At 63.4% G+C, this 25,148-nt stretch carries 19 protein-coding genes; 8 read left to right on the top strand and 11 right to left on the bottom strand.

Annotated elements, in window-relative coordinates:
- Positions 1–90: 90 nt before the first annotated feature.
- Positions 91–4,395, bottom strand: coding sequence for a M12 family metallopeptidase (locus IRI77_RS21535; protein ID WP_194447076.1), 4,305 nt, complete (start codon positions 4,393–4,395; stop codon positions 91–93).
- Positions 4,396–4,737: 342 nt separating this feature from the next.
- Here IRI77_RS21535 and IRI77_RS21530 point away from each other — a divergent pair, with 342 nt between their 5' ends.
- Positions 4,738–6,048 (top strand): glycosyltransferase, encoded by a 1,311-nt coding sequence (locus IRI77_RS21530; protein WP_194447075.1) that lies wholly within the window; start codon positions 4,738–4,740, stop codon positions 6,046–6,048.
- Between the two features lie 113 nt (positions 6,049–6,161).
- On the opposite strand, the gene IRI77_RS21525 is transcribed toward IRI77_RS21530, so the two are convergent.
- On the bottom strand, positions 6,162–6,500 hold the full coding sequence (locus IRI77_RS21525) for a tetratricopeptide repeat protein (RefSeq protein WP_194447074.1): 339 nt from the start codon (positions 6,498–6,500) through the stop codon (positions 6,162–6,164).
- 232 nt (positions 6,501–6,732) lie between these two features.
- On the opposite strand from IRI77_RS21525, the gene IRI77_RS21520 reads away from it, so the two are divergent.
- The 4 genes from IRI77_RS21520 to rnc all read left to right on the top strand — a co-directional run bounded on the left by IRI77_RS21520 (position 6,733) and on the right by rnc (position 10,224).
- The gene (locus tag IRI77_RS21520) at positions 6,733–6,981 is read left to right on the top strand and encodes a hypothetical protein (protein ID WP_194447073.1); all 249 of its coding nucleotides are present in this window, start codon (positions 6,733–6,735) and stop codon (positions 6,979–6,981) included.
- A gap of 141 nt (positions 6,982–7,122) precedes the next feature.
- Positions 7,123–8,685, top strand: a complete 1,563-nt coding sequence (locus IRI77_RS21515) for a tetratricopeptide repeat protein (RefSeq protein WP_194447072.1) — start codon at positions 7,123–7,125, stop codon at positions 8,683–8,685.
- Between the two features lie 11 nt (positions 8,686–8,696).
- Positions 8,697–9,473: a hypothetical protein gene (locus IRI77_RS21510; RefSeq protein WP_194447071.1), complete on the top strand. Its 777-nt coding sequence runs from the start codon at positions 8,697–8,699 to the stop codon at positions 9,471–9,473.
- Positions 9,474–9,495: 22 nt separating this feature from the next.
- The gene (rnc, locus tag IRI77_RS21505) at positions 9,496–10,224 is read left to right on the top strand and encodes a ribonuclease III (protein ID WP_194447070.1); all 729 of its coding nucleotides are present in this window, start codon (positions 9,496–9,498) and stop codon (positions 10,222–10,224) included.
- A 19-nt stretch (positions 10,225–10,243) separates the two neighbouring features.
- Here rnc and IRI77_RS21500 read toward each other — a convergent pair whose 3' ends face one another.
- From IRI77_RS21500 to IRI77_RS21485, 4 genes are all read right to left on the bottom strand, one after another.
- Complete coding sequence (locus tag IRI77_RS21500; protein WP_194447069.1) at positions 10,244–11,038, bottom strand: flagellar motor protein MotB; 795 nt, start codon at positions 11,036–11,038, stop codon at positions 10,244–10,246.
- A 9-nt stretch (positions 11,039–11,047) separates the two neighbouring features.
- On the bottom strand, positions 11,048–11,926 hold the full coding sequence (locus IRI77_RS21495; RefSeq protein WP_194447068.1) for a flagellar motor protein: 879 nt from the start codon (positions 11,924–11,926) through the stop codon (positions 11,048–11,050).
- Positions 11,923–12,159 (bottom strand): flagellar FlbD family protein, encoded by a 237-nt coding sequence (locus tag IRI77_RS21490; RefSeq protein ID WP_194447067.1) that lies wholly within the window; start codon positions 12,157–12,159, stop codon positions 11,923–11,925. Before IRI77_RS21490 ends, IRI77_RS21495 begins: the two co-directional genes overlap by 4 nt.
- Before the next feature lie 124 nt (positions 12,160–12,283).
- The gene (locus IRI77_RS21485) at positions 12,284–12,715 is read right to left on the bottom strand and encodes a MerR family transcriptional regulator (protein WP_194447066.1); all 432 of its coding nucleotides are present in this window, start codon (positions 12,713–12,715) and stop codon (positions 12,284–12,286) included.
- Between the two features lie 112 nt (positions 12,716–12,827).
- On the opposite strand from IRI77_RS21485, the gene rlmB reads away from it, so the two are divergent.
- Together rlmB and IRI77_RS21475 are read left to right on the top strand one after the other, a co-directional pair.
- Entirely contained in the window at positions 12,828–13,547 is a 720-nt protein-coding gene (gene rlmB, locus IRI77_RS21480; RefSeq protein ID WP_194447065.1) for a 23S rRNA (guanosine(2251)-2'-O)-methyltransferase RlmB, read from the top strand.
- Between the two features lie 6 nt (positions 13,548–13,553).
- On the top strand, positions 13,554–14,678 hold the full coding sequence (locus IRI77_RS21475; protein WP_194447064.1) for a class I SAM-dependent methyltransferase: 1,125 nt from the start codon (positions 13,554–13,556) through the stop codon (positions 14,676–14,678).
- Between the two features lie 2 nt (positions 14,679–14,680).
- Here the strand turns inward: IRI77_RS21475 and IRI77_RS21470 are convergent, their stop codons facing one another.
- From IRI77_RS21470 to IRI77_RS21460, 3 genes are all read right to left on the bottom strand, one after another.
- Positions 14,681–16,702: an FAD-dependent oxidoreductase gene (locus IRI77_RS21470; protein WP_194447063.1), complete on the bottom strand. Its 2,022-nt coding sequence runs from the start codon at positions 16,700–16,702 to the stop codon at positions 14,681–14,683.
- A 31-nt stretch (positions 16,703–16,733) separates the two neighbouring features.
- Entirely contained in the window at positions 16,734–19,943 is a 3,210-nt protein-coding gene (locus IRI77_RS21465) for a TonB-dependent receptor (RefSeq protein ID WP_194447062.1), read from the bottom strand.
- A 127-nt stretch (positions 19,944–20,070) separates the two neighbouring features.
- Positions 20,071–22,065, bottom strand: a complete 1,995-nt coding sequence (locus IRI77_RS21460) for a winged helix-turn-helix domain-containing protein (protein ID WP_194447061.1) — start codon at positions 22,063–22,065, stop codon at positions 20,071–20,073.
- A 105-nt stretch (positions 22,066–22,170) separates the two neighbouring features.
- Here IRI77_RS21460 and proS point away from each other — a divergent pair, with 105 nt between their 5' ends.
- Entirely contained in the window at positions 22,171–23,613 is a 1,443-nt protein-coding gene (gene proS / locus IRI77_RS21455; protein ID WP_194447060.1) for a proline--tRNA ligase, read from the top strand.
- Here proS and IRI77_RS21450 read toward each other — a convergent pair.
- Together IRI77_RS21450 and IRI77_RS21445 are read right to left on the bottom strand one after the other, a co-directional pair.
- Positions 23,610–24,293 (bottom strand): hypothetical protein, encoded by a 684-nt coding sequence (locus IRI77_RS21450; RefSeq protein WP_194447059.1) that lies wholly within the window; start codon positions 24,291–24,293, stop codon positions 23,610–23,612. The genes proS and IRI77_RS21450 overlap by 4 nt on opposite strands.
- Before the next feature lie 2 nt (positions 24,294–24,295).
- Positions 24,296–25,039: a hypothetical protein gene (locus tag IRI77_RS21445; RefSeq protein WP_194447058.1), complete on the bottom strand. Its 744-nt coding sequence runs from the start codon at positions 25,037–25,039 to the stop codon at positions 24,296–24,298.
- Between the last annotated feature and the right edge of the window lie 109 nt (positions 25,040–25,148).

The following is a 25,148-nucleotide window of genomic DNA, read 5'->3' as shown; positions in this document are numbered from 1 at the left end:
CCCATAGACCGAAAAGGCCGCCGGCCTCCGGGCATACCCCGGAATCCGGCGGCCTTTTTCTTATACTGAACTCCGGCTCAACTTCTCAGTCTACGGAGCCGTCCAGTTGCCCGTCTGCTGCCAGCCGGAATCCCGGTTCAGCACATCGAGAGTCCTCTGGAACTCCTTGTTTCCACCCGACATCGGCGCCTTGAACGTAATCGGCACGTTCAGTACAAGATTGCCCGCCTGGTTGCTCACCGTCGTACCGGCGGGGTTGATCGAGCAGGCCGAGCTGTCCAGCGCATTCGAGGCCACGCCCGGCGTCACTGGACCCAGGAAGAACCCGACATCCCCTGAGTACATCCACAACCCGTTGCCGGCGCGATCGTAGTGCACATAGCAGAACGGTTGGCCGCCGCCGTCCGACGCCTTCGCCACCAGGAACTGTGTCCATCCATAGGCCGCCCCGGCGAAGCCCGCCGGATCCGGATAGGTCAGCGTGAACGTCTGCGGACTCCCCTTGCCGGTGTTCGGCGTCGCCGTCATCGTACCCAACGGCGCGGCCACCGTGGTCCAGGCCCCTTTCAAGACCCACCCGGAGTCGGCCTGCGCTTTATTCATGGCGCGCATATACACATTGCGGGCCCCAGCCGCCTTGAACACCAGGCTGGCATTGACCGTCAGGTTCTTGCCGGTGCCCGAGGCCGTGGAAGCGGAGGTGTTCAGCGCGCACAGCGAATTCTGCAGCAGGTTCGACTGCGTCCCCGGCGCGATCGGCCCGACAAAGAATCCGCTCGCTCCGTACAGCCAGAACGCATTGCCCTGCACGTCGTAGTGGACATAGCAGAACGACTGGCCTCCTCCGTCCGGAGCCACCGCCAGCAGCAGTTGGACCCACTGCAGGTCGGTATAGCCCTTCACCGCCGAATAGATCGCCGTAAACGTCTGCAGGTCGCCTGTTCCAGAGGACGGACTGACTGAGATCATGCTCGGTTCGGTCACTTGGAAAATCTGTGTCACCGGCGCGGCCGGGCTGTAGTTCACGCTACTCGGTTGCCGTGCGGTGATCGAACAGTTCCCCGGCGTCAGCATCGTGACGGTGGAACCCGACAGCGTGCAGACCGCCAGCGTATTGGAAGTGAAGTTCACGGGCAATCCGGAAGTCGCCGTCGCCGAAATCACGATCGGCGGCGTGCCGAACGGCTGGCTCGGGATAGCCGGGAACGAGATCACGTTCGTCCCCAGGCCGTTCGTCAGCGAGAACTGCGCCGTCGCCGCCACCCCCGACACATTCGCCCCCACGAGGTATGGCCCGCCCGCGAGCCCGTTTGCACTCACCGAGACCGAGGCGATGCCCGCTGCGTTGGTGGTGGCCGGATTCGCGGAGGTGAAGACTGCGGTGGAGCCGGAACCCGGCGCCGAGAACGTCACGAGCTTGCCCGGTATGCCCGACCCGCCTGCGTCCAGCACCGCGGCCTGCAGCGGTTGTCCAAAGGCTGTCAGCACCGCGGTGCTCTGCCCGCCGCCGCCCACGGCCGAGATCGTGGCCGGAACCTGGACAATGGTCGTCGGATCCGAGGCCAGTCCGCTGCCCGCGCCCCCGCCTGTCACCGAAACTTGATTCGTCAGGGCGGTCGCCGCGCTGGTGCTGATCGAGACATTGGCCAGAATCACCGGGTACGACGCGCTGGCCGCCAGCGCCGTACTGGTGGTGCAGGTGTTGGTGGAGCACGACCATCCCGTTCCGCTCATGCCCGTCAGCGTCATGCCGGCCGGCACGGTCTCCGTCACCGTCACCAGGCCGGAAGTGGCCGCACCGCCGTTATTCGTCACCGTGATCGAATACTGGCCTGTGCTCCCCTGCGTGAAGTTGCCGGTGTGCGTTTTGGTAATCTGCCAGCGCGGCGTCGCCGGATCCACTGTAAATGAACCTTCCACGAAAATGCTGCAGCCGTTGGCGGCGTTCTGGACGGCAATCGGGAATCCGCCCGGCGTCGTCAGGTCCGTTGGGCCAAGCTGCACCTGGATATGCTGTGCATCCACGAACACCACCGTGCGCAGCGACGAGTACGAGCCATTCACGAACACTTTGCTGGTAGCCGTGAAGCCCGTTCCGATAATCGTCACCACGGTGCTGGCCGCGCCTTGCGTGAGCGAGGCAGGTGAAAAGCCAGTGACCGTCAGCGGAGCTGCGACCGTATTCAGGTTCGCGGTCACGGCGAACTCGTCGTGCACCGTCAACGACTGCGGATTGGCGGACGTGTTCAAGGTGCCCGAGAAGCCCGCGAAGAACCACTGCGCGATCGGATTCACCTGGAAGTTGACCACCGTGCCATCCAGATACTTCTGGTCCGCCAGCGGTGGATTCGGAGCGCTGGCGGCGCAGAACGGATTCATCAGCGAATAGCCACGGTACGAAGGTGTGAACGAAGCCACATAGCTGGTACTGCCGGCCGGTACGTTGATGTTCTGCGCGGCTGTGGCGCTGCTCGTCCCACCCAGACTCCAGTTGTTGAACTTGTACGCCACGTTGGTGGTCACCGGTGTCTGCAGGTTCGTGACATTCAGGGTGTGCGCCGAGCCGCTCGTCCACCCGTCACTCGCCCGGAAGATCTCGGGAATGACGTGCGTCACCCCGTCAATGATCGCCGTCACCGCCGGGTTCAGCGGACTGGTAGGCGGAACCGGATTGGTGAAAGTGGATGAGACCGTATAGACCGGCGTCGTCGGCTCCAGGTCCGCCTGGATGTTCCACGGCGAGGCCTGGATGATCCACTCGCGGGGATTCGCTCCGCGCGGCAGGAAATCGTTGCCGAACCACCCTACAAACACCGAACTCGCATTCGGTACCGCCTGCCCGCTAACCTTCTGGCGCAGCAGGTAGTACGAGCCGCCGCTGATCGACTGCGGCAGCGGATTGAGGGCCAGTGTCCCGCCCCCTGCTCCAGTGACCCCGCTAATGCCCGGATTGATCTGGTTGTAGCGTTGGAAACTCGCCTGGTAGACGGTGACGGCCGGGCTGGTGGCCGGAGACCCGGGTGCGCCTGTGCCGGAAGTGACCGTGATCTGGTGCGACTGCGCGCCGCCGTCATTCCAGTTGCCGAAGAAGTACCGCGAGCCGTCGGCCGGCGTCGTCTTCTGGGATCCGGTCGGGACGGCAATTGTGTGGACCGAGGCAAGCGCCCAGGCGAAGGTCTGCGGAGCCGTCAACGCCACCCCGTCCACCACGATGGGCAGATTCGCCGGGTTCGTGGTGATGGTGACACTCGCCGGCGCGGCGCCGTACAGCCGCTTCACCGTATCGATGTCCCCAGGGGAGAAGGTCGCCGCCTCGCCAATCGGCATGCCCGGCGGAATGGTTTCGAGCACCATCTGATTGTTCTTCGAGAATCCGGCCGCTCCGTAATGCATGATCGAGGCGTAGTCATACAGCCCCACGTTCTTCGCATTCAGGGTCTGAACGCCGAAGTTGCCAAACATCAGTGGAATGTCCAGATTGGCCTGGTTGAAGGTGACAAACGTTGGGTAGTCCGCACGTTGGTGCTCGTGATACAGCCCGATCGAGTGGCCCATCTCATGCAGCAGCGTCGGGACATCGCAGTCGATGGAACCCTGCAGGCCCTGTTGGCCGCCGGCCCGCCCCAAGGTCGCGAAGCACGACCGGCTGTGGTCGGCTGAGTTCAAGTCGATGGCGACGTAATCCGCCTCGGCCACGCGCGGTACGAATTGAATCAGCCCCGAGAAGAGCGTATTGAACTGGCTGATCGCCGTGGTCATGTTGGTTGTGCCGCTCAGCACCACATACGGAACCTTCGCCACGTGCGTCACGGCGTCGACCGGCCAGTAGCTGTTCGAGTACAGAATCGACAGCCCTTCCCGCTTGCCCTCGGTCGACTTGCCCTGCGGCGGCTCCCTATCCATTTGGTCTGCCGGTCCAAGCAGAATATCGCCCTCCACGACGGCCATCCCATTCACCAGTTCATAGGTGACCGGCTGGTTCTGCCAGCGGCCCACCCGCCGCTCCCCTTCCGCCTCCGCCGGTGCTTGGGAAAGCACCTGAACGTGAACGGAGGAGGCCGCCCCTTCCGGGTCAATTGCGGCGACGTGGATACCATTCAGGCCTCGCCGCAGGCCCACCGGCCCCAGTGTGAATCTGTACTCGGAAGTACTGCCGGCGACCGCCTCAAACTGGCCCGCCCCACGCCTGCCTGCTTGATCCGTCCATGTGACGCTCGCCAGGCCGGCGGGTGCCGTAATGGAGCCTTCGAGCGTGATGCTGTTGCCGGTCGTTTCCACCAGTCCCTGTGCGGGCAGCCCGGAAACCTGGATCGATGGCACCTGCTGAGCGCTGGCTGCCATCCAGATGGATCCCAGAAGCCAGGCGATTCCGTATCTACGAGTGAACAAACTCATTGACGACTCCTCCAAAAACTAAAGGCTTGCCCGGGCTGGCGCGAGAGATTGCCCCCGAACATTGGCCAGCCGGCCCCCAGCCAACGAATTCGATTGTACGCTCCAGGTTCAAGGCCCGAGGGCGGTAAGTTGGGTTGTCCTGCCGGCGGCGCAGCCCGTGAATTCAGCTTCATGCGGTCGCCTGACTACGACACGGGATTCATGCCTCCGGAACCGGAATCGTCAGGGCCCCCACAGTCGGAGATCGCCCGCGTTTGCTGCAATCGTGCAAAGGGGGGTGCTATCCTGCCATAAGATCGGGTGGGTGGTGATTTCGTAAGGCCTTCCTCCCTCGATTGGACGATGCCCAACCACTGGCTCCAAAGCGCCAAGGAGTATGTCCGCCCGTATTACTTGAAATGGTTGTTCTTCCGGCTTCGGGCGCAAAATTGCCCCACTTATTTCAGGGATTGCTGGAACTACCCCGCCACCTCGCTCGATTCTGGGCGTACCCGTCCTGACGCCGCAGGGCTGGCGGACCCGCCCTCCAACAAGCCGGACATTCTGTTTCTGCCTCTCGCCGACTGGCACACCCGCATCCAGCGCACCCAGCACCTCGCTCTCACCTTCGCGTCGATGGGCTACCGCTGCTTCTATGTGAATCCGCACCTGGGGCGCGAGTTTCCCTCCGTGTACCCCTTCGGCTCGAAGCGAATCGTCTCCACCATCGGCCCTCGCATCCGGGAACTCCACGTACACCTGCCCAGGGAGCCTGTGTTTCATCACCGCTGCCTCAGCCGTATGGAGAGCCGGACTTTGACCGATGCGATTGTCCGATTGCCGTTCAACCACGCCCCAGGCCCGCCCCTCGTCATTACCAGCTTCCCCTTGTGGGCGGATGTTGCCCACGCTCTCAAACACCAGTGGGGGAGCCAGGTCATCTACGATTGCCACGACCTGATGACGGGGTTCGGCAATATCGCGCCGGATCTCCTCCACGCGGAATCCGGTCTGCTCGACTCCGCCGACCTGGTAATCTTCTCGGCGCAGGCGCTCTTCGACCATTGCCGGAAACTGCATCCCGGAATCGAGAGCCGTTCGATCCTGCTCAGGAACGCCGTCAGTTCCACTGATTTTGCCCCTGGTCACCAACCGGCCCCAAAGACCGGGCACGCGCCGACCATTGGCTATGTCGGCTCGCTCAGCACCTGGTTTGACATCGAGTTCATCCGCTTCGCGGCCGCGGCCCGGCCCGCCTGGCGCTTCGTCCTGATCGGCCGCATCGAGAACCACCGCATCGAATCCCTGCGGCATCTGCCCAACGTCCACCTGCACGGCGAGGTTCCCTATGCGGACCTTCCGCGGCACCTGGCTTCGTTTGACGTCGGCATCATCCCGTTCGTGCGCAATGCCCTGACTCTCTCCACGAATCCGATCAAGCTCTACGAGTACTTCGCATACGGCTTGCCTGTCGTCAGCGCGACCTTGCCGGAAGTCGAAAGATACTCAGACCTCGTCTATCTCGCCGACGACCCGGCGCAGTTTCTCCGGCAGTTGGACGCGGCCCTGGCCGAGAACGACCCCACTCTGGGCTCGCGGCGGAGGGAGATTGCGGGCCAGGAGAGTTGGCGGGTTCGCTGTCTGGATCTGGAACGCAGGCTGGGCCAATCCTAGTCCTTGCCGCTGGCTGAGAAACCGGCTGGCTGGATTGTCGGGCCCTGCGTCTCCGAGGCGGGAAAGACGCAAGCGGGGTCTGCTGTGGGCTGGTACTCTGGCGCGAGGGCTGGTTAGTAAGACGCCCCGGCCGACATCGCGTGACGGCGCAGTGTGTGGGCCATGTTCATCTGCAGCATCAGCATGCTGAGATTGCCCTGCGCGTCCTGGTTCTCCGGTTGCACGGCCAGCGCCTGGCGGTAGCAGCGAATCGCCTCACGCGGATTGCCCAGGGCTTCCATCACGACGCCAAGATCGTTCCACGTGCGGCCCATGTGCGGATTCAGTTCCACCGCATGCCGCAACGCAATCACCGCATCTTCCAACCGCTGCGCTTCCAGAGCCCGGACGCCCATCCTGTGGTAATCCTGCGCGGTCAGACGGCCCAGGTTGTTCTCGCTTACATCCGCCATGGTGATTGCTCCTAGCTAAAATCATCGGCGGAACACCCGACCCACTTGAGGTCTCTGTAAGGTTTTTTCCGGGTTCACCTATTTGAGGTACTACGGAGAATGGCGCCTGCCCCGGCGCGCAAAATCAATGATTGCTGCAAGATGGTTTGCCTGGGGCCGGTGTGGTGGCATAATCGAACTTGCCCGAGTACTTCGAATCATGGGCGCTCTACTGAGAATTCGCGGCCAGAAAGTGTTTCTCCGCAGAGGCTTCTGGCGTTGCGCCGATGTCCTGCTGGAGTCGGAACTCACTCGCGTGACGGACTCGTGGATCCGCGAAACAGGCGGCCCCCCGTTGAGTGCAAATGACCCCGAATTCGAGCTCGCCCGCGAAATGGCCCGCCGCTATCGGGGCAAGCTTCTCTCCCATGTGCCGTCGCGCGGGAAAGCCGTGGCCCGCCTCTTCTTTAAGAAGAGGCAACTCCGTCTGTTCCCCGAGTAGGATGCGGCCCGGCCCCCCGCCGGTCTTGTCCGGACTCTCCTAAACGTTTCTTTACGAATCCGAGCCTCGCGCTCCCTTCAATCCGCGCACGTTTCGCCTGTTCCCGCACCGGGAATCCGTTACACTAAAGGCTTCGGTTGGATGAGCCGCGCTACCTCTTTCACGGCGCTATTGTTGGTGGCTTCCTTGTCGCCGTGCCTGTGCTTTGCTCAGAAAGCCGCTTCGCCCGCCGCTCCTCCTGCCGGCCCGCCGCCACCCCGGCCCGTGGAAGGCCAGGGGCAGTTGGATGCCAGCCCGTCGCTATTCGCTGTCCTCACCGCCATCAATGCCGCCGGTTACGACGCCAACCTCGATTCCCCCACCAACAGCCCCCTTCGGGCCGCGGTCCGTAAGTGGGTCGAGGCCCGGAATCCGCCCGCTCTCCGCAGGTTGAAGCAGTTCTTCACTGACCATCATCAGGCCGATCCAAACGCCGATCTCAGCCAGTACATCAGCTTTGCCCTGGCCACCTACGGGCCGCCCGATTTCAAACCCATCCTGCCCGACAACCAGCAGCCCCCGGATGTGGCTGCCCTGGAAGGGTTTACAGAAATCATGACCGATTTCTACCGGCAGGCGGACCTGGAGTCGGCCTGGAAACAGGCCCAGCCGCTCTTTGAGCAGGCGATCGAGCGCTACCACGAGCCGGTCACCCAGGCCGTGCTCGAATCCAACGCCTTCCTGCGCAATCCCACCAGCGGGACCAGGGGCCATCGCTTCCAGGTCTTCGTCGACCTGCTGGCCGCTCCAAACCAAGTCCATACAAGGGTTTACGGCGACTACTACTTCGTGGTCGTCACGCCGTCCGTCGACCTCAGGATCCGCGATATCCGGCACGCCTACCTCGACTACCTGGTCGACCCGCTCGCCATTCGCAATTCCAAGTTCTTCGACAAGAAGAAGGGACTCGGCGACCTCGCCCAGGCCTCTCCCATTCTTGCCGAGGATTACAAGAATGATTTCGTTAGACTGGCTAGCATGTGCATGGTGCGCGCGATCGAGGCTCGGTTGGACGGGCCCAGTGGCAGCGCTTACGTTGAGCAGTCCATGAAAGAGGGGTTCATCCTCACGGCGTACTTCTACGAGGCGTTGCCCGCCTACGAGAAGCAGGACCTCGCTTTCCGCATGTACCTGCCCGAGATGATCGACCATTTGGATGTCGCCAAGGAAGACAAGCGCATCGCCCAGATCGAGTTTGTCTCGCAACGCGTCACGCGTGTAGCCAAAAGCGCGCCCAAGGCCGCCGAGCCGCCGCTCACCGGTGCCGCCGCCGACTTGGCCACAGCCGGCCAACTGTACGCCGCCCATAACTTTTCCGCCGCCCGCAACGCCTACCGGAAGGTGATCGAGCAGTCCGCTGACAAACCGTTGCAGGCGAAGGCCTTCTTTGGGCTGGGGCGGATCGCCGCGCTCGAGAAGCACCCGGAACTCGCAGTACAAATGCTCGAGCGCACACTCGAGCTGGATCCCGAACCGTTTGAGCGCGCATGGGCTTATGTTTATTTGGCCCGCCTGGTCCTTGCCGCTGAAGAGCCGGAGGTCGAGGCCGCGCTCAAGTACTATCAGGCCGCTCTCGCAGTTCAAGGGGCCAGCGAGGGTGCCACTAAAGCGGCTCGGCAGGAAATGTCTACCGTGGCCGCAGCTATCAAGCAAGCTAAACCCTGAGGTAATACTCCATGACTCGTTCCATCATCACTAAAGCAATCCTGGCTCTAACCATCTCCCTGAGTCTTCTGTTGGCGCAGACCGCAAACCCGAAAGCGCCGGCGCCCAAGGGCCAGAAGGAAGCCGACGCCATCATGGCGATGTTCCAGGCACAGGACCCCGATGCCCGCATCGCGGCGGCCAACAACCTCATCACCAAGTTCTCTGAGACTGAGTACAAGGCGACGGCCCTCTACATCGCCGCTTTCTCCTATCAGCAGAAGAACGACATGGAGAACATGGTCGTGTTCGCCGAAAAGTGCCTCGAAGCCGACCCGAAGTTCTTCGGCGCCCAGATCATGATCGCCACCGGCCTGGCGTCGCGCACCAAGGAATTCGACCTCGATAAGGAAGAGAAGCTTGGCCGCGCGGAAAAGCTGGCCAAGGCTGCCCTGGAGCTCATCCCCACCGCCACCAAGCCGAATCCGCAGATCCCGGACGACCAGTGGGCCTCCGCCAAGAAGGACTTCGCCGCCCAGGCGCATGAAGCTCTCGGCCTCTCCGCCCTGGTGCGCAAGAAGTACGACGTCTGCTCCGACGAATTCAAGTTCTCGGTCGACAACGCCTCCACCCCCGATCCGGCCGTCATGCTGCGCCTCGCCAGCTGCCAGATCAAGGTCAATAAGCTCGACGAAGCCCTCGCCAATGTCGACAAAGCGCTGGCCGATCCCAACGCTCATCCCCAGGTGAAGAGCGCCGCCACCCAGCTCAAGATGGACATCAACAAAGCCAAGGCCGCGGCGAAGTAGATTAGAAGTGATGCGCGCACCGTTGGAGGAGCTGGAACGTCGGCTCGGTCATACCTTTGCCGACCGTGAACTGCTCCTCCGCGCGCTGACTCACAAGTCCCTCCTCGCCGATGCTTCCCCGGATTCGTACCTCACCGAATCCGCCATCCGCGACAATGAACAGCTTGAATTCCTAGGGGACGCCGTTCTTGGCTTCCTGGCCAGCGAGTTCGTGCTGACCCTCTGTCCGTCCTATCCCGAAGGCAAACTCTCCAAGCTCAAAGCTCATCTCGTCAGTGCCGCGCACCTGCTCAGCACCGCTCAGGCCATCGAACTCGGCGACTACCTGCTGCTGGGCCGGGGCGAAGAAATGAGCGGTGGCCGTGGAAAGAAAGCGCTGCTCGCCAACGCCGTAGAAGCGCTGATTGCCGCCCTCTACCTCGACGCCGGCCCCGTGGCTGGACTCGAAGTCTGCCGCCGCTTCCTCGAGAAGTACGTCTGGAGCGGCATTCGCGTCGAACAGCTCGGCGAGGCCGAAGTGCCGGTCGACGCCAAGAGCGCACTGCAGGAATTGGCCCAGTCGCTCAAACTGCCCGTGCCGCGCTACGTCATCGTGCAGGAAACCGGCCCCGAGCACGCCAAGACGTTCATGGTGGAGGCTCGCGTCGGACGCGAATTCACCGCCCAGTCGGAAGGCACCTCCAAAAAGGCCGCCGGACAGAAGGCCGCCGAACTCCTGCTCCAGCACCTTCAATCGCTTCAATCCAAATAGCCCCGCCGGCCCTCCCCCCTTACTTGCCCGCGCCCTGCTTGGCGGATGCCGCCTGCACCGGCTCCTGGGCCGCCGCCACTTCATTCAGTACGACAATATCCACCCGCCTGTTTTTGCGCCGTCCTTCGTCGGTCTCGTTGCTGGCCACCGGTGCCGTGTCCGCGAAGCCCGAGATCGCCATGCGGCTCCGCTCCACGCCAAACCGCTCAGCAAACAACTCCAGCATGGCAATGCCCCGTGCCGCCGACAGGTCCCAGTTGCTCCGGAACCGCGAAGTCTTGATCGGGATCGAATCCGTGTGACCCTCCAGCCGGATCGGATTCGGAGACCGCTTGATCTCGGTCGCAATCACCTCGAGCATCGGCAGCGTCGTCGGTTCCAGGATGTCCCCACCCGATGGGAAGAAGGTCGCCTCCTTCAGGCTGATCACCAGGCCCCGCCGCTCCATCCGCACCTCCAGCCGCCCAGACTCAATCTCCTTCTTCAGCGTCTCGTTCAACTGATGCAGCGACGGCAGCAATTCCACCGGCCGCGCTTTCGAGCCGGGCTGCGGCAGCACCGTCACCAACGGCGCCGAAACCGGCAACTGCTGACCGGGGTTGGTCTTCAGCAGGCGGGACAAGGCATGGCCGAGAGTTCCTTCCTGCATCGCTTCCCGGAAGGCATGCGAGATCAGCGTGGCCTTTTCCTTGTTCGTCTGCGAGTTGGCGTACATCATCACGAAGAATGCGAACAGCAGCGTCATGAAGTCCGCATACGACACCAGCCACCGTTCGTGATTCGGGTGATCGCCCGCCTTCCGCTTCCTAGCCATGGCCGGCCCTTATGCCGCGGTCCGCTGTGGATCCACTGCCGGTTCTTCCGGCTTCTCCGGCGCCCCCGCAGTGAAGGCTTCCAGTTTCCCGCGCAGCATCTTCGGATTCATCCCCTCGACAATCCCGCACACCCCTTCCAGCATCATCTCCCGCTTTTCCCGTTCCGCCGCCCCCCGCAGCTTGATCTTCAGGGCCGCCGGCAGAAACACCAGATTGGCCGAGCCGACGCCGTAAATCGTTGCAACGAAAGCCGCCGCAATCCCCTTGCCCACCTTGTTCATGTCCGAAAGTTCGCCCATGACGATAATCAGGCCCAGCACCGCGCCGATGATGCCGATGGTGGGCGCAAACCCGCCCGCAATCTCGAACACCTTCGCCTCCTCCTCCAGCCGCCGTTCCGCGGCATCCATCTCCAGTTCCATCGAGGCCCGGATCTCGTGCAGGTCCATGCCGTCCACGGCCAGCATCATGCTCTTCCGCAGGAATGGATCCTGGATCTCCGCCGCCTCCTGCTCCAGCGACACCACACCGTTCTTGCGGGCCCGCATGGCGTAGTTCACCATTCGGTCCAGCGTCTCCTGGCTGTCGTCGGAGTACTCGAAGATCAAACTCGAGGCACGCCGCGCCGCCCTCTTCACCAGCCCCACGGGATTGGCCACCAGCGTCGCACCGATGCTGCCGCCCAACACGATCAACGCAGCCGAGGCGCCCCACAGGTCGCCTGCCCGCCCATGCTCCAGTGCGTAGCCCCCCAGGATGCCCAGCAGCGCCAGGCCCAGGCCGCCCAGGGTGCTCAGGTCCAGCTTGCTCCGGCGCTTTCCTTCGCTCGTCGGCCCTGCCTGTTTCGCTGTGGCCGGCTGTTCCTTAGCCTCCGCGAGCTTGCTCATACCCGGCCCATCTCCTGCGCCGGGTCCGGCACCCCAACCGGCCCTCGCGCCACGGGATGAATCAACCGCCTGAATTCCACCACGCGCCGCACTACCTCCTCGGGACCCTCCACCACCAGAATCTTCGTGCCGCTCACCGTCGTGATCAGCGTGTCGGGGGTCGTGTCAATGAATTCGATCAGGTCCGAGTTCAGATAGAACGGCGCCTGATTGATGCGCGTCAGACGGACCATGCTGTTGACCTCAATTGCCCATATCGTCCCGCCGCCCTCTTCCTTCAGCCTTTTCAGGCAAAGTCCAGGCGGTGAGCGAACGAGATTCGAGATCGGAGGGGGAAGAATGGACGGGGAAGGGCAACTACCGCAGTAGTTCGAGAATGGCTTTCAGCTCAGCTTTCACGCCGGCCATCTTTTCCGTGGCCCGGGCGGCCATTTGCACCGGATCCGGCCCAAACAGACTGCTCTGCGTGGCCGGCGGCGGAGGCGTCGAGGGTGTGCTCGCGGTCGAACGGGGCGAAGACTTGCGCTGATGCAGGAAAGTCCGCGCGCCTTCGATCGTGAAGCGCTTTTCATAGAGCAGGTGCTTGATCTCCAGCACCATCTCCACGTCCTTGCGGCGATAGAGCCGCTGGTTCGTGCCCGACTTCTTCGGCGAGAGCTGGTTGAACTCGGTTTCCCAATACCGCAGAACGTACGACTTGATTCCCGTGATCCGGCTGACATCGCCGATCCGGAAATACAGTTTGTTCGGAATCTCTACCGGCTGCGGCCGGGTCGCTGCGGTGGCCATCGGGTTGTGGGAGTCTACCGTCATCCTAGAGAAAGACTAACCCGGCGTCAACCATTTCCGGCTCTTTTTGTTTGATGCGCGAAGCACCCGCCTCCGTTACCATGAAAACGTCATGGCCTTCATTGCCGGCATCCACCCTGTTCGCGAAGCTTTACGCGCCGGTCAATCATTAGACCGCGTCCACATCGTCAAAGGAGCCGCCGGTCCCCGCCTCCAGGAGATCATCGAACTCTGCCGCGCCGCCAAGCTGCCGGTCCGTTTCGATACCCGCGAAGCCCTCGACCGTCTCGTGAAAGGCCTGCCCCATCAGGGAGTTGTGGCCGTTCCGTCCACCCAGGTCGCCCATACGCTGGAGTCCGTGCTCAACAGGCCGGGCCTGCTGGTCGTCCTCGACGGCGTGGAGGATCCCCACAATCTGGGCGCCATCGTCCGCACCGCCCATGCCGCCGGCGCTACGGCTGTAGTCATTCCGGAACGCCGCGCCGTCGGCCTCACGGAAACCGTCGCCAAGGCCGCCGCCGGAGCTCTCGCCCTGCTGCCGGTCGTCAAAGTAAACAATATCAACCGCGCCCTGGAGACCCTCAAGCAGCACGGCTTCTGGATCTACGGCGTCGACGAGCGCGGTAAACAGAACTACTCCGACACAGAATTCACCAACCCCGCCGCCATCGTCCTGGGAGGGGAAGGGCGCGGCCTCCACGAGCAGACCCGCCACCACTGCGACTTCCTCATCCGCATCCCCATGGCCGGCCAGATCGCCTCCCTGAACGTCTCTGTCGCCGCCGGAGTGGTGCTCTTTGACTGGCGCCGCCGCAATCCTCCCACCCCGTAGTACCCCATGCCTATCCCGACCTGGAGCGGAATCCTCGACCTGGCTGCCTCCTTCGCCTCTTCTTTGCAGGCGGCCAAGACCCGGCTGGCCGGCGACTGCTCCTGGTATCCGTACGAGACTCTCTCGAATCTCACCAAACTCACACCGGTCTTCGCCGCCTCGGCGGCCTCGTTTGAGGAACTCGCCGGTGCCGGACCCATCCTCGACATCGGAGCAGGCGATGGGGATCTTTCCTTCCTGCTGGCCCAGGCCGGCTATACCGTCCACGCCCTGGACAACCCGGCGACCAATTTCAACGGCATGCAGGGGATCCGGCTGCTCGCCCGGGAATTGGGTTCGAACGTCACAATCCTGGGAGCGAACCTCGACCGCGACTTCGAACTCGAGCCGTACCAACTCGTCCTTTGCCTGGGCGTGCTCTATCACCTCAAGAGCCCGCTGCAGGTGCTGGAGGCGATTGCCCGCTCCGCCCAGTATTGCGTTCTCAGTACGCGGGTAGCCCGCCAGAGCCCGGAGGGGCTGCGGCTCGATCCCCAGCCGCTGGCCTACTTGCTGGACGATTCCGAGCTCAACCAGGACAACAGCAACTACTGGATCTTCACCCCCGCCGGACTGCGCCGCCTGGCCCGCCGCGCCGGTTGGTCGACTCTGCATGTGTCGTACTACGGCGACACCCGCACCTCCAACCCGCTCAGCCTGGCGGAGCACGACGAGCGCGCCTACGTCCTGCTGAAGAGCCGCAAGGCCCTGGCCAACGTGGAGTTACTCTCCGGCTGGCACCCTGCGGAAGAGCGCGGCTGGCGCTGGACCCAGCGCGAGTTCTCGGCCCTCGCCACCGTTACGGCCGAGCCCGGTTCCACCTTCCAGCTGCAAGTACAATTCTTCCTTTCGGGCGATGTGATCCGGGTCATGGGGCCCATCACCCTGCGCTGCCGGGCCGACGGCCGGCCGCTGGAACCCATGCTCTACCCCGAGCCGGGCGATATGGTCTACCGCGCCATACTCCCCGCGCTGCCCAGCGGAGCCCCGGTCCTGCTCCAGTTCTCCCTCGACAAGGCGATTCCGCCCAGCGAGATGGACGCCCGCGAGTTGGGCATCATCGTCCAGTCCATTGACGTCTCCGCCGTCTGACCTCAACGCAGCAGGTCGATCATTCCGCACGCCTCTTCACGCCGCACCGTAGTCTTGGACTCGAACTCGAACTTCTGTCCCTTCAAACTCTTACCGGCCCGCCGCAGGGCGCCCTCGGTCATCTTCCGAAAGACCTCCGGCGTCACGGGCGCATCGGGGTAGACGAATGCCAGCGAGTCCTTATACGACGCATAGGTCAGGTATTGCCGGACCTCGAAGGGCAGGAACGGCTGGCCCGATGAAGTGCTGGCATCGTATAGCGTTTCTATATACTTGAACGCCTCGTGCCCTCGCGGAGCGTCGCGGAAGTGCGCCCCCGTGATGCTCAGCGGCAGCCCCAGGCCCTTCACCAGCAGCCTCGACAGCTCGCCCACCGTGATGGGCCTTTCCGGATGGAACCGGTAGTTCTCGTCGCCGTCCACCGCACCCAGCAGGCTCAGTTTCTGGATCGCCGCAAAACGTGCCATGGACGCGTCTACGTCCTGGTAAAAGAATAACTTGGCGCCGGAGGCCAGCAGCCGCTGCTGCAGTTCGGGCACCGGCACCTCGCGAAACGAGATGCCTTTCTTCAGGGCGAGCACGGCCGCCGCCCCCGCCGCTTCGCCCAGGGCCGACCACACCGGCTCCATCCGCACCGACGTCATCGCCACGTGCGACGACGAGATGGCGACCGGCACCAGCAGGCCCTCGCGGTTCACCGGCACCAGCACCCCGTACGGGATCTGGTACGGACCCGTGACATCCACCAGGTTGATGGCCCCCTCGCCGGAGCACCGCGACTCGCGATTGGTTGGGTTCTGCACGTTATGCGAGTCCATCTCATACAGCCCGATGGCGACGCTATCGTCGTGCAGGGGTCCGCGCAACCCATTGCCCCGCAAGTCCTTATGGATATCGCTCTCGGTCAGCTTGTAGAGCCCGTGAATGCGCCGCGCCTCGCGCACATACAGCTTGTAGGGGAAGTTGCCGTTGTCGGTGAACTCATCGTCGGCCAGCCCGAAGTTGGGCTGCTTGCCCTCGGTCTGGATGTAGTAGAGGAACCCCAGGGCATAGTCGCGATACTTCTTCGCGATTTCGGCCCGTTCCGGCCAGCCCGCCTCCGGGTAGGCCCACTGCGGGCCCGACCAGTCGTTGCCCCAGTTTATGGCCAGCACGTCCACCTTGCCGTTGGGCAGGTAAGCCTTGAGGGGCGACCACTTATAGCGGCTCGGATCATACCCTGGCGGCGGAGTTTTGATCCTGTGCGGCCCTTCCGCCTTGCCGTAGTCCTTCACCAGGAAACGGTAGTTGTAGGCCATGATCTTCTTGTCGTCCTGGCCGCTGCCGCCCGGCAGGATGGTGCCCGGCAACTGATACACGCCCTCGCAGAACGCATCCGTATAGATTTCACCCGCATGGGGCTCTTCGGCCGAGCGCGCCTCCCGGCCCAGGTCGTACGGCACGCCCGCGAACGCCGCGACATCGCCCTCATACGTCGCGTCGATCACGGCCCGGCCGCGGTAAGTGTGCTCCGCGCCCTGGGCGTCCTTCGTCACGACGGCCACCACGCGGTTACCTTCCACCTTGGCGGCTACCGGAACCTCCCGGTAGTAGGCCTGGATACTCGGCTGCTCGGCCAGCATCTGGTGGTAGACCATCACGCCGACCTTGGGTTCCCACGCCTGCCCCATGGGTACGCTATGCCGGATCCTGGGCGCCGCGAGCTGGGCCTTCACCACCGGGTCGTTGGCCAGTTCCGTCCGGTGATACTTCGCGATGCGCTGGCGGAAGTCCTCAAACACGCCGCTGACGGACTGGACCATGGCGTCATCCGCTCGCGACACCCCGCTGGTCAGCAGTCCGCCGGGGACCGGCATCTCTTCCACCAGGGCGACCGTGAGCTTGGCCCGGCCGGCCTGGATGGCGGCGGCGACGCCGGCGGGGGTCGCTCCAATCACCACTACATCGTAGGAATCGAGCCGTTGGGCGGGCAGCAGGGCGCAGCAGGACGCCAAAACGACAAGTGTTGTTTTCAGGGTTTTCATGCTTGGAGCCAAAACGACAGGTGTTGTTTATCTAGAAATAGAGCTTCAGCGCCAGTTGGATGTTGCGCGGAGCGCGGGCCGAGGTGATGCGCCCGAACTGCAGCGGAGCGCTCACGTTCGTGGCCGGCGCAAACCACTGTGTGTGATTGAAAGCATTGAAGAACTCGGCCCGGAACTGGAGGTTGTAGCGCTCCAGGAAGGACGTGTTCTTCATCGCCGCCAGATTCCAGCTGTTCGTGCCTGGTCCAATCACGATGTTGCGGCCCGCCGTGCCGAAGGTCCCGGACGGCGGAGCCACAAACGCCGCCGTGTCGAACCACCGCAGGATGGTCCGGTCGCCGGAGTCCAGATTCCCGGCACCGATGCGGTTGGCACGCAGCGCGGTGAACGAGCCGGCTCCAGAGGTGTCGGCAGCTGAGATGGTCAGCGGGAAGCCGCCCTGTAGGGTGGCGATCGCGCTGGTCTGCCAGCCGGCCGCCAGCACGCGGGTTATGCCCTTGGTATTGCGGGCAAATGGCAGCTCATAGCTCGCCACGGCCGTGAAGCGGTGGCGCACGTCGAAGTCGCTCAAACCACGGTCGGCGCCCAGGTTGGTGGCGTCCTGGTTGGCGGCCGACGACGCGTTGGCGGAGTCCATGTCAATCGACTTCGAGTAGGTATAATTCGCCAGCAGTGACCAGCCCGTCTTGAACTGGCGTTCGAGCCGCAGTTGCAGCGCGTTGTAGCTCGAGTTCGAATTCTTCTCAGACGTCAGGATGGGGCCGAGGTTGGGCAGCGGGAAGTAGGGCACTGCGGCCGTGATCCGCTTCTGGTTGTAGTTGCGGCGCTTCGACTGTTTGCGGCCCAGCGTGCCGACATATGAGGCCTCAATGAGGTAATCGCCGAAGATCCGCTTTTGAATGTTGAAGTTGAACTGCTGGACATAGGGTGTCCGGTCGGTCTTGAGGTGCGAAAACGTCGAGGTGCCGGGATCGATGCGGTCCGGCGGACCCGGGTTCGGGAAGAGGTTCTGGAAGAGGGTGCCCGGCGTGCCGGCCTTGGGGTTATTCGTGACCGAAATGAGCGTCTGGAAGGGCGGCACGAAGCCCAGGAAGTTCAGTTCGTTGGCCTGGGTGACGTCGTAGAAGATGCCGTAGCCGCCACGGATCACCGTATCCTTGCCCGCGTCGTAGCTGAAGCCGAAGCGCGGCGCGAAGTTGTTGTAGTCCTCGTCCAGCAGCGCGCGCGAGGTGTCCTGGTTCAGGCTCAAGTCCTTGGGATCGAAGGGGTTCTTGCGGGCAAAGATCAGGTTGCCGGTCGAGAAGTCGACAATCGCGATCTTATTGTGGACATCGTAGGCGCGCTGCGCATATTCATAGCGCAAGCCCAGGGAAAGGTGCAGGCGCGACGTGACCTTCCATTCATCCTGCGCGAAGAAGTTGTAGGTCGTATTGCGGAAGGCCGGGCTGTTCACCGTACGCGCGCCGCTGGCGGTGTTGAAGGCTCCCAGCAGGTAGTCGGCCAGGGGATCGCCGCCCGTACTGCCGCCCGCCGTCGAGGTCGTGAAGATCTTGGCGAACGAGATGTCACCGTTCGGCGAGTTGGAGCTGTAGACGTTGTACTGCAGCCGCCGGATGTCGGCGCCCAGCTTCAGGACGTGGTTGCCTCGCGTCAGGCTGAGCACGTCGGAGTACTGGAAACGGTTGGAAATATAGCCGGTTGGACGGCTGCCGCCGGAGACGTTGTAGCCGGTGATGGTCACGCCGGGCAGGGCGCCGCCATCGGGCTCGTTGGGGACCGTGTTCTTCAATCCGATCAACTGGGCGAGGTTCGTGCCGGGCACGCCAATCGCCTTCTGGAAGATGTTGTCGCGGCTGAAGCCGAAGCGGAACTCGTTCACGGTGCGGGGTCCGAAGACGTGTGTCTCCTGGAGAGCGCCGTTGTAGGTAGTCCAGGGGTATTCCTTGCTCCACAGGGGGTGAAGGGACGGAGCCGTGTTCGGAGCGTCGTAGTACGACCACCGGCCGAAGAGTTGATCCGTACTGCTGAGGGCATGATCGACCCGGAAGTGCACCTGGTTGCTGTCGGCGATCGCGCTGGGCGAGACCGAGAGGTTGCTGTTGTTGATGGGCTGGGCCAGGTTGGCTACGGGGATGTAGTTGCTGAAGTTCTTCGTCGCCGGATCCAAGCGATTGACAGGAATGATGTTACCCGGGAAGGCGGTACGCACCCCGGCGGCGTCCGTGGTAAGCGGGTCGTAGATCACGCTGGCGATGGACGACAGGTCGCCGCCCAGTTGGGCCTGGGTGGGTTCACGGCCCAGCAGAGGAGTCGTCCGGCGGCTGCGGATCCCCTCGAAGTTGGTGAAGAAGAAGGTCTTGTCCTTCACCACCGGCCCACCGAGGCTGAAGCCGAAGTCGTTCATCTTCGTCTGCGCCTTGGCGCTGGTGTCGAAGTAGTTGCGGGCGTTCATGACGGAGTTCTGCAGGAACTCGAACGCCGTGCCGTGGATCTGGTTCGTGCCCGATTTGATGGTCACGTTCATGACCGCCGCGGCGTTGCCGTACTCGGCCGACATGGTGTTGCGCAGCATCCCGAACTGCTGGATGGCATCCACCGAGACCGGCATGCTGGCGTTGCCCAGCCGTTCGCCGCGCGACTCGACGCCGTCGATCAGGAAGGAAACAGACGATTCGCGCTGGCCGCTGACGAAGGCGCTCAGGTTGCCGCGGTTGGTAAAGCTGGTCTGCAGGCTCTGGCCGTTCTCACCGGTGACGGGCACGACGCCCGCGGTCAACCCGGCCAGCGAGACGAAGCTACGCGAAATGGGCATGTCGACGATCGTCTTCTGGCCGAGGGTTTGGTTCAGGGTGGAGGTGTCGGTTTCCACTTTGGTGGCGGCGGCGTCGGAGACGGTGATGGTCTCGCTGACTTCGCCCAGCTGCAGGGCGAGGTCGGCGCGGAGGCTGCGGTCGACGCGCACTTCCAAGTCCACGATCCGGCCGGGTTTGAAGCCCGGCTGGGCGATGGAGACGGTATAGCGGCCGGGCGGCAGCAGGGTGGCGGCATAGTTGCCCTGCTCGTTCGTGGCGACGGTGCGGGCGGCGCCCGTATCCTGGTTCTGGACTTGGACATTGGCCGCCGGAACGGGCGAGCCGGAGGTGTCGCTGACGGTGCCGACAATGCTGCCGGTGATGGACTGGGCATGCATCAGGCCGGTGAGAATCAGGAACGTGGCGATTCTAAGACCCCAGGTCAACATAGACGGGAACTCCTTTGTTTACTGCGCTACGGTGACCCATGCTGCGCCCGGAAGGGGGCGCAAGTACTGACAGCCGGGCGAAATTGTCACGACAAATCGACGATGGGGGCGTTAAGCGGAGGCCGGATCAGTGGCTGCGGATGAGCCACAGGTCGCCACGATTTTCGAGCAGCGGAACCACTAAACCCTTTGGCTGCATGGCGAAGCCCAGGTTACTGTCCGACAGCAGGTAGGGGCTGCCGCGGAAGTAACTGCTTTGGCGGGGTGGGCCGATGGGGGTGCCTCGGGCAGGATCGAAGTCGAGCAGCCAGATATTGAACCAGCCGTCTTCGTCGGACTGGTAGTAGATGCGCCGCCCGCCGACTGACCAGGTGGCGCCCTGATAGTGGCCCGGACCGGCCAGGCGGAGCGGTGTGCTGTCCTTTCGTTCCAGCCAGAGGTTCTGCTGGCCGTCCTTGGACTCGACATACGGCCGGAACCGGCCGGTGGGATCCCAGTTGCTGGGTGCCCGGCCAGAAGGCGCGCCGTCGAGAACCTTCTCATCCACCAGTTTGGAGTAGTCCTGGTTGAACAGGGCCCGGCGGCGTTCGCGGTTGCGGCCGTCCATCAGGTCGTAGGCGAGGCCACGGCCTTCGTCGATCCAGGATGGAGAGGTACGGGAAAGCTGGTCGTTGGGGCCGATGGGCCGCACGGCGCGGGTCTCGAGGTCGAGCAGCCAGAGTTCGAAGCGCTCACCCTGCCAGAGGAAGTAGACGATGCGGCGGCCGTCGGGCGAGAGTACGGGAGCGCGGACGGAGGCGGCGCCTGTGGTGAGGCGGGCCATGGCTGCTTCGTCGAGCCTTCCATCTGGCTTAAAGGGAACCAGCCAAAGGGCTTCCGGCGCGGCGATGGCGGAGAACGCGATCTCGCCTCCGGGACTGAAACGCGGGTGCTGGTGACCCTGGGTGGTGAGGGTCAGGCGGACCGGCCGGGCGGTTTCGGCGCCGGTGCGGCCGTCAATCTCTGAGCGCCAGAGGCCGCGATCCAGGCCGACAAACACCAGTTGGGAGCGGGTGCGGTCGTAGTCAAAGCCGCCGTCCTTCAGGACCCCGGTGCCGGGCGTCACCACTTTGGCTTCGCCACCGGCGGCATTGACGCGCCAGATCTGATGGCCCAGGTAGACCCAGTCGGGCGAGCGTGTCTGCGCCGTTTCGCTGCGAAATTGAGCGGTTGCGATGAAATAGAGCATCTGGCCGTCCTGGCTCCAGGCGGGCCACGACAGGCTGTGGAGGGTCGGCGTGGTGACGACGACGCGGCGCAGGGAGCGGTCCTCTTTCTTCCAGATGTAAATGTCGCTCTGGGCTCCGGCGGTATGGAATGCCACGAAGCGGCCATCGGGCGACCAGCGCGGGTGGTGGCCGAACTCGGCGATGGGGGCGGTTTCGCCGGTGACCAGGGACTTGGCGAAGAGGCCGCCTTTGCCCTCTTCTGAGCGGTAGGCGATCCAGTCGGAGTCGGGCGACCAGTCTGGTTCGGAGAGATTGGCTTTGGATTGAGTTACCTGGCGGCGGTCGCCGCTGGATTCTTCCAGGATCCAGAGGTTGGCCGTGCCATTTTCGTCGGAGCCGTACAGGATGCGGCGGCCGGTGGCGTCAAAGGCGGGGTAGTCCTCCATGCCGGGCAGGAAGGTCATCTGGGCGATTTTGAGTTCGACGGGGGCGGCAGGCGGTTTGCGGCCGAACCAGAACAGCGCGCCGGCCGCAACAGTCAGAGCAAAGGCAAGGACAGGCCTCCACCAGCGGGTGGCGCCCGGTTTGGCCGGCGGAGTTTCCGGACCGGCTACGAACTCGTAGCCGCGCTTGGGATGGGTGCGGATGTACTGTGGAGTCTTCGAGTTATCGCCCAACGCCTTGCGCACGTCGAGCACGCGCTGGACCAGGGCATCGTCGGTGACCGCGGTGTCGGCCCAGACGGCATGGAGCAGTTCGTCCTTGGGGACGATCTGGCCCGGGCGCTGGACGAGGTAGGCGAGGACGGCGGCCGATTTCAGGTTGAGCGGGATCTCGCCGGCCGGCCCGGAAAGCCGTTGCTCCCTCAGATCGAAGAGGTAAGGACCGAAGCGGATTTTCCCTGGCGCGACCATGGGCCTTGTCTACACAGTATGGACGCTCAGCGGGCTGTTCGCAGGCAAGATGCAGCAATTCCTCACGTTTGGCCTGGGAGCGGCACGCTAGAATGGTCTATTACGATGTCCGAGTCTCCTATTACTCCTCGCGGAAAAGATTTTGCCACCTGGTATCAGGATGTGGTGCTGCATGGCGATATGGCCGAGCCGGCCGAGATCGTCAAGGGTTGCATGGTGATCAAACCCAACGGCTATGCCGTGTGGGAGCGTCTGCAGCGTGAGCTGGACGACCGGTTCAAGGCCACCAACCACCAGAACATCTACCTGCCGCTGTTGATTCCACAGAGTTTCCTGCAGAAGGAGGCGGAGCACGTCGAGGGGTTCGCGCCGGAACTGGCGGTGGTGACCATCGCCGGCGGCAAGGAACTGGAAGAGCCTTACGTCATCCGGCCCACCTCGGAGACCATCGTCGGCCATTTCTTCTCGAAGTGGATCCACAGCTACCGCGACTTGCCGGTGCTGGTGAATCAGTGGGCGAACGTCATCCGCTGGGAGCTGCGCACGCGCATGTTCCTGCGGACGACCGAGTTCCTGTGGCAGGAAGGGCATACGGCTCACTCCAGCCATGAGGAGGCGGTGGAAGAGGTCCTGCGGATCCTGGATCTGTACGCCGAGGTTTCGGAAGAGATCATGGCCGTGCCTGTGATCAAGGGTGTGAAAACGCGGGCGGAGAAGTTCGCGGGCGCGCTGCGGTCGTACTCGATCGAGGCTATGATGCAGAACGGCCTGGCTTTGCAGGCCGGCACCAGCCACGACTTGGGCCAGAACTTCGGCCGGGCGTTCGATGTCCAGTTCCAGAGCAAGGAAGGGAAGCTGGACTACGTGTGGCAGACGAGCTGGGGCGTGAGCACGCGGCTGATCGGCGGGCTGATCATGACCCATTCGGACGATAAGGGCCTGGTGCTGCCGCCGAAGGTGGCTCCGCGCAAGAGCGTGCTGGTGCCCATCTTCCGCAAGGACGAAGAGAAGGCCGTGGTGCTGGAAGCGGCGGCCAAGCTGGCGAAGGACCTGGGCGCGCACGTCGACCTGCGAGACGGTATGACCCCGGGCGCCAAGTTCTTCCATTGGGAGCGGTTAGGGATCCCGGTGGTGTTCGAGCTGGGTCCGCGCGACGTGGCCAGCGGCAACATGGTGATCAAGCGCCGCGACACGGGCACGAAGGAAGTGATTCCGCAGTCCGAGGCAGTGGCGAAGCAGGCGGAGATCCTGGACGCGATGCAGCGCGACCTGCTGGCGAAGGCGCGGCAGCGGATGCAGGACAACACGGTGCTGGCGAACTCCATCGGCGAGGTGGAGGAGATCCTGGGCTCGGTCACGGCCGAGAAGGGCGGCGGCAAGTTCGTGATGGCGCATTTGAAGGACGATCCGGCCAACGACGCGCGGATCAAGGAATTCAAGGCAAGCGTCCGAAACATTCCGTCGGTGGATCTGTACGACGGGCCGGGCAAGTGCATCCTGACGGGTGAGACTGTGGATCGCCGAGTGGTGATCGCCAAGGCGTACTAAAGCGCGAGCTGGCCTTCGTAGACCATCTCAGTGAGCTTGAACTTGCAGGAGAGAGGCCTGGGGGCGATGGTGGAGAACTCGACAGCACCATCGTCGGGGGCGAACCGGATCGCCGGCTGGAAGAAGTAGGTGAAGAGGGCCGGGCCGTCGTAGTGGCCCTTCACACTGAACGGGTGTATTTCCGGCTGGCCACGACGGCGGAGCACTGTGCTGGTGAGGATCCTCTTCCGGGTTTCGCCTTCAGGCTGAATGATATGGCCGGTGGATAAGAGTGTCTCCCCAGGCAGGATCGTGATGACGTAGATCCGGCCCTCCTGCTTTTCGTCGACCTCCGGGTAAGCCAAATTCAGCCGTTTGAGGGCCTCCCGAACCGGCTTGGCGGAATCCCAGCGGACGAGGAACGGAATCTCGTGTTCCACAGGCATGGGCATACCCGCGCCTGCGCTGCGGCCATAGGGAAGACCAGGGGCGGACCCTGAGCGGCCTGGGGTGGGCCCGTCGGGTCCGGTGAGTGGGACGGAGACGCGGACGGCCCACGGGGAGTCGGTGACTACGCGCTGCAGTTCCTTCTCTGACCATTGCTCGACCGGCCTGGTTTGCCAGGGTGGGGCGGCGAGGGCGGACGGAATCAGGGAGGCGCCGAGGGTGGCGATGGTCCGGCGGCGGGAAAGAACGCGCATGGCTAATCCTTGAAATCGACCTTGGATGTGGCGGTGAAGTGGCGGTAATCCGTGAACTTCATGTAGACATGGCTGCAGTCCATCAAGGTATGGCAAGCCCGAACCTCGGCCTGGGCGGGCATCAGGAACGGCTCACCCTCAATGCTCACCGTTGAGTAGGTGACGGTGAGCCAGGCGTCCTGAACGACGTATTTGCGGGGAAACTGGTGGGCTTCCATATGGAGACGGTAGACCTTGCCGTCGGCTTCATCCGCCCAGAAGGAGCCTTCGTAAGCGGGCTGGTAGGCGGCTCCGGGGCCGACGTACCACTGGGAGTTCTCCTGGCGGACCTTGAAATCGTAGCGTCGCAGGCGGCGGCCATCCACTCTTTCCCGGTCGGCGCGATGGAAGAGGGTTTTCGTAGGCGCATCAAAGAGTAGCAGCAGGGCCGATGAGAATTCTCCGCGATGGTTCATCCCGGCGAGGTCGACAGGCTCCAACTGATTGGCCTTGATATCGATACCCGCGACGCTTCTGAGGACGTACGACTCACGGCCGCGGACGACGCGGATTTCATAAAACGCCGAGTCGGACATGCGGATGCCGCGTCCGCGGTTTCCCTGGTCGAATGTTGACTCCTGGGTGCAGAGGAAGTCGGGGAGTTCCCGGCGCCAATCGGAAATGCGCTGGCGGATGAGAGGGAGCAGGGGATCCGGCTCCGCCGCCAGGAGCAGGTTGGGTAACAGGACAAGAATTAAGGACCGCACCCGGCTCGATTATACTCTCGGGCATTCGGATTAGATCGCGCAATTTCGTGGAATCTCGGGTTTGTACTTTCGGGTGAATGGGCCAGCGTACTGGGCCTGGCCAGCGGGC

The sequence above is a fragment of the Paludibaculum fermentans genome (genome assembly GCF_015277775.1).
Taxonomy (GTDB): Bacteria; Acidobacteriota; Terriglobia; order Bryobacterales; family Bryobacteraceae; genus Paludibaculum; species Paludibaculum fermentans.
The sequence above is the reverse complement of the archived record's forward strand: the minus strand, read 5'-3'. Positions and strand labels throughout refer to the sequence as shown.

Excerpts from the sequence above, each read along its gene's own strand:
- IRI77_RS21460 (WP_194447061.1), bottom strand. The coding sequence starts at position 22,065 with ATGGTCGCGCCAGGGAAAATCCGCTTCGGTCCTTACCTCTTCGATCTG.
- IRI77_RS21465 (WP_194447062.1), bottom strand. The coding sequence starts at position 19,943 with ATGTTGACCTGGGGTCTTAGAATCGCCACGTTCCTGATTCTCACCGGC.
- IRI77_RS21450 (WP_194447059.1), bottom strand. The coding sequence starts at position 24,293 with ATGCGCGTTCTTTCCCGCCGCCGGACCATCGCCACCCTCGGCGCCTCC.
- rlmB (WP_194447065.1), top strand. The coding sequence starts at position 12,828 with ATGGCCTTCATTGCCGGCATCCACCCTGTTCGCGAAGCTTTACGCGCC.
- IRI77_RS21490 (WP_194447067.1), bottom strand. The coding sequence starts at position 12,159 with ATGGTCCGTCTGACGCGCATCAATCAGGCGCCGTTCTATCTGAACTCG.
- IRI77_RS21470 (WP_194447063.1), bottom strand. The coding sequence starts at position 16,702 with ATGAAAACCCTGAAAACAACACTTGTCGTTTTGGCGTCCTGCTGCGCC.
- IRI77_RS21535 (WP_194447076.1), bottom strand. The coding sequence starts at position 4,395 with ATGAGTTTGTTCACTCGTAGATACGGAATCGCCTGGCTTCTGGGATCC.
- IRI77_RS21475 (WP_194447064.1), top strand. The coding sequence starts at position 13,554 with ATGCCTATCCCGACCTGGAGCGGAATCCTCGACCTGGCTGCCTCCTTC.
- IRI77_RS21500 (WP_194447069.1), bottom strand. The coding sequence starts at position 11,038 with ATGGCTAGGAAGCGGAAGGCGGGCGATCACCCGAATCACGAACGGTGG.
- IRI77_RS21515 (WP_194447072.1), top strand. The coding sequence starts at position 7,123 with ATGAGCCGCGCTACCTCTTTCACGGCGCTATTGTTGGTGGCTTCCTTG.
- IRI77_RS21530 (WP_194447075.1), top strand. The coding sequence starts at position 4,738 with ATGCCCAACCACTGGCTCCAAAGCGCCAAGGAGTATGTCCGCCCGTAT.
- IRI77_RS21525 (WP_194447074.1), bottom strand. The coding sequence starts at position 6,500 with ATGGCGGATGTAAGCGAGAACAACCTGGGCCGTCTGACCGCGCAGGAT.
- IRI77_RS21495 (WP_194447068.1), bottom strand. The coding sequence starts at position 11,926 with ATGAGCAAGCTCGCGGAGGCTAAGGAACAGCCGGCCACAGCGAAACAG.
- proS (WP_194447060.1), top strand. The coding sequence starts at position 22,171 with ATGTCCGAGTCTCCTATTACTCCTCGCGGAAAAGATTTTGCCACCTGG.
- IRI77_RS21510 (WP_194447071.1), top strand. The coding sequence starts at position 8,697 with ATGACTCGTTCCATCATCACTAAAGCAATCCTGGCTCTAACCATCTCC.
- IRI77_RS21485 (WP_194447066.1), bottom strand. The coding sequence starts at position 12,715 with ATGGCCACCGCAGCGACCCGGCCGCAGCCGGTAGAGATTCCGAACAAA.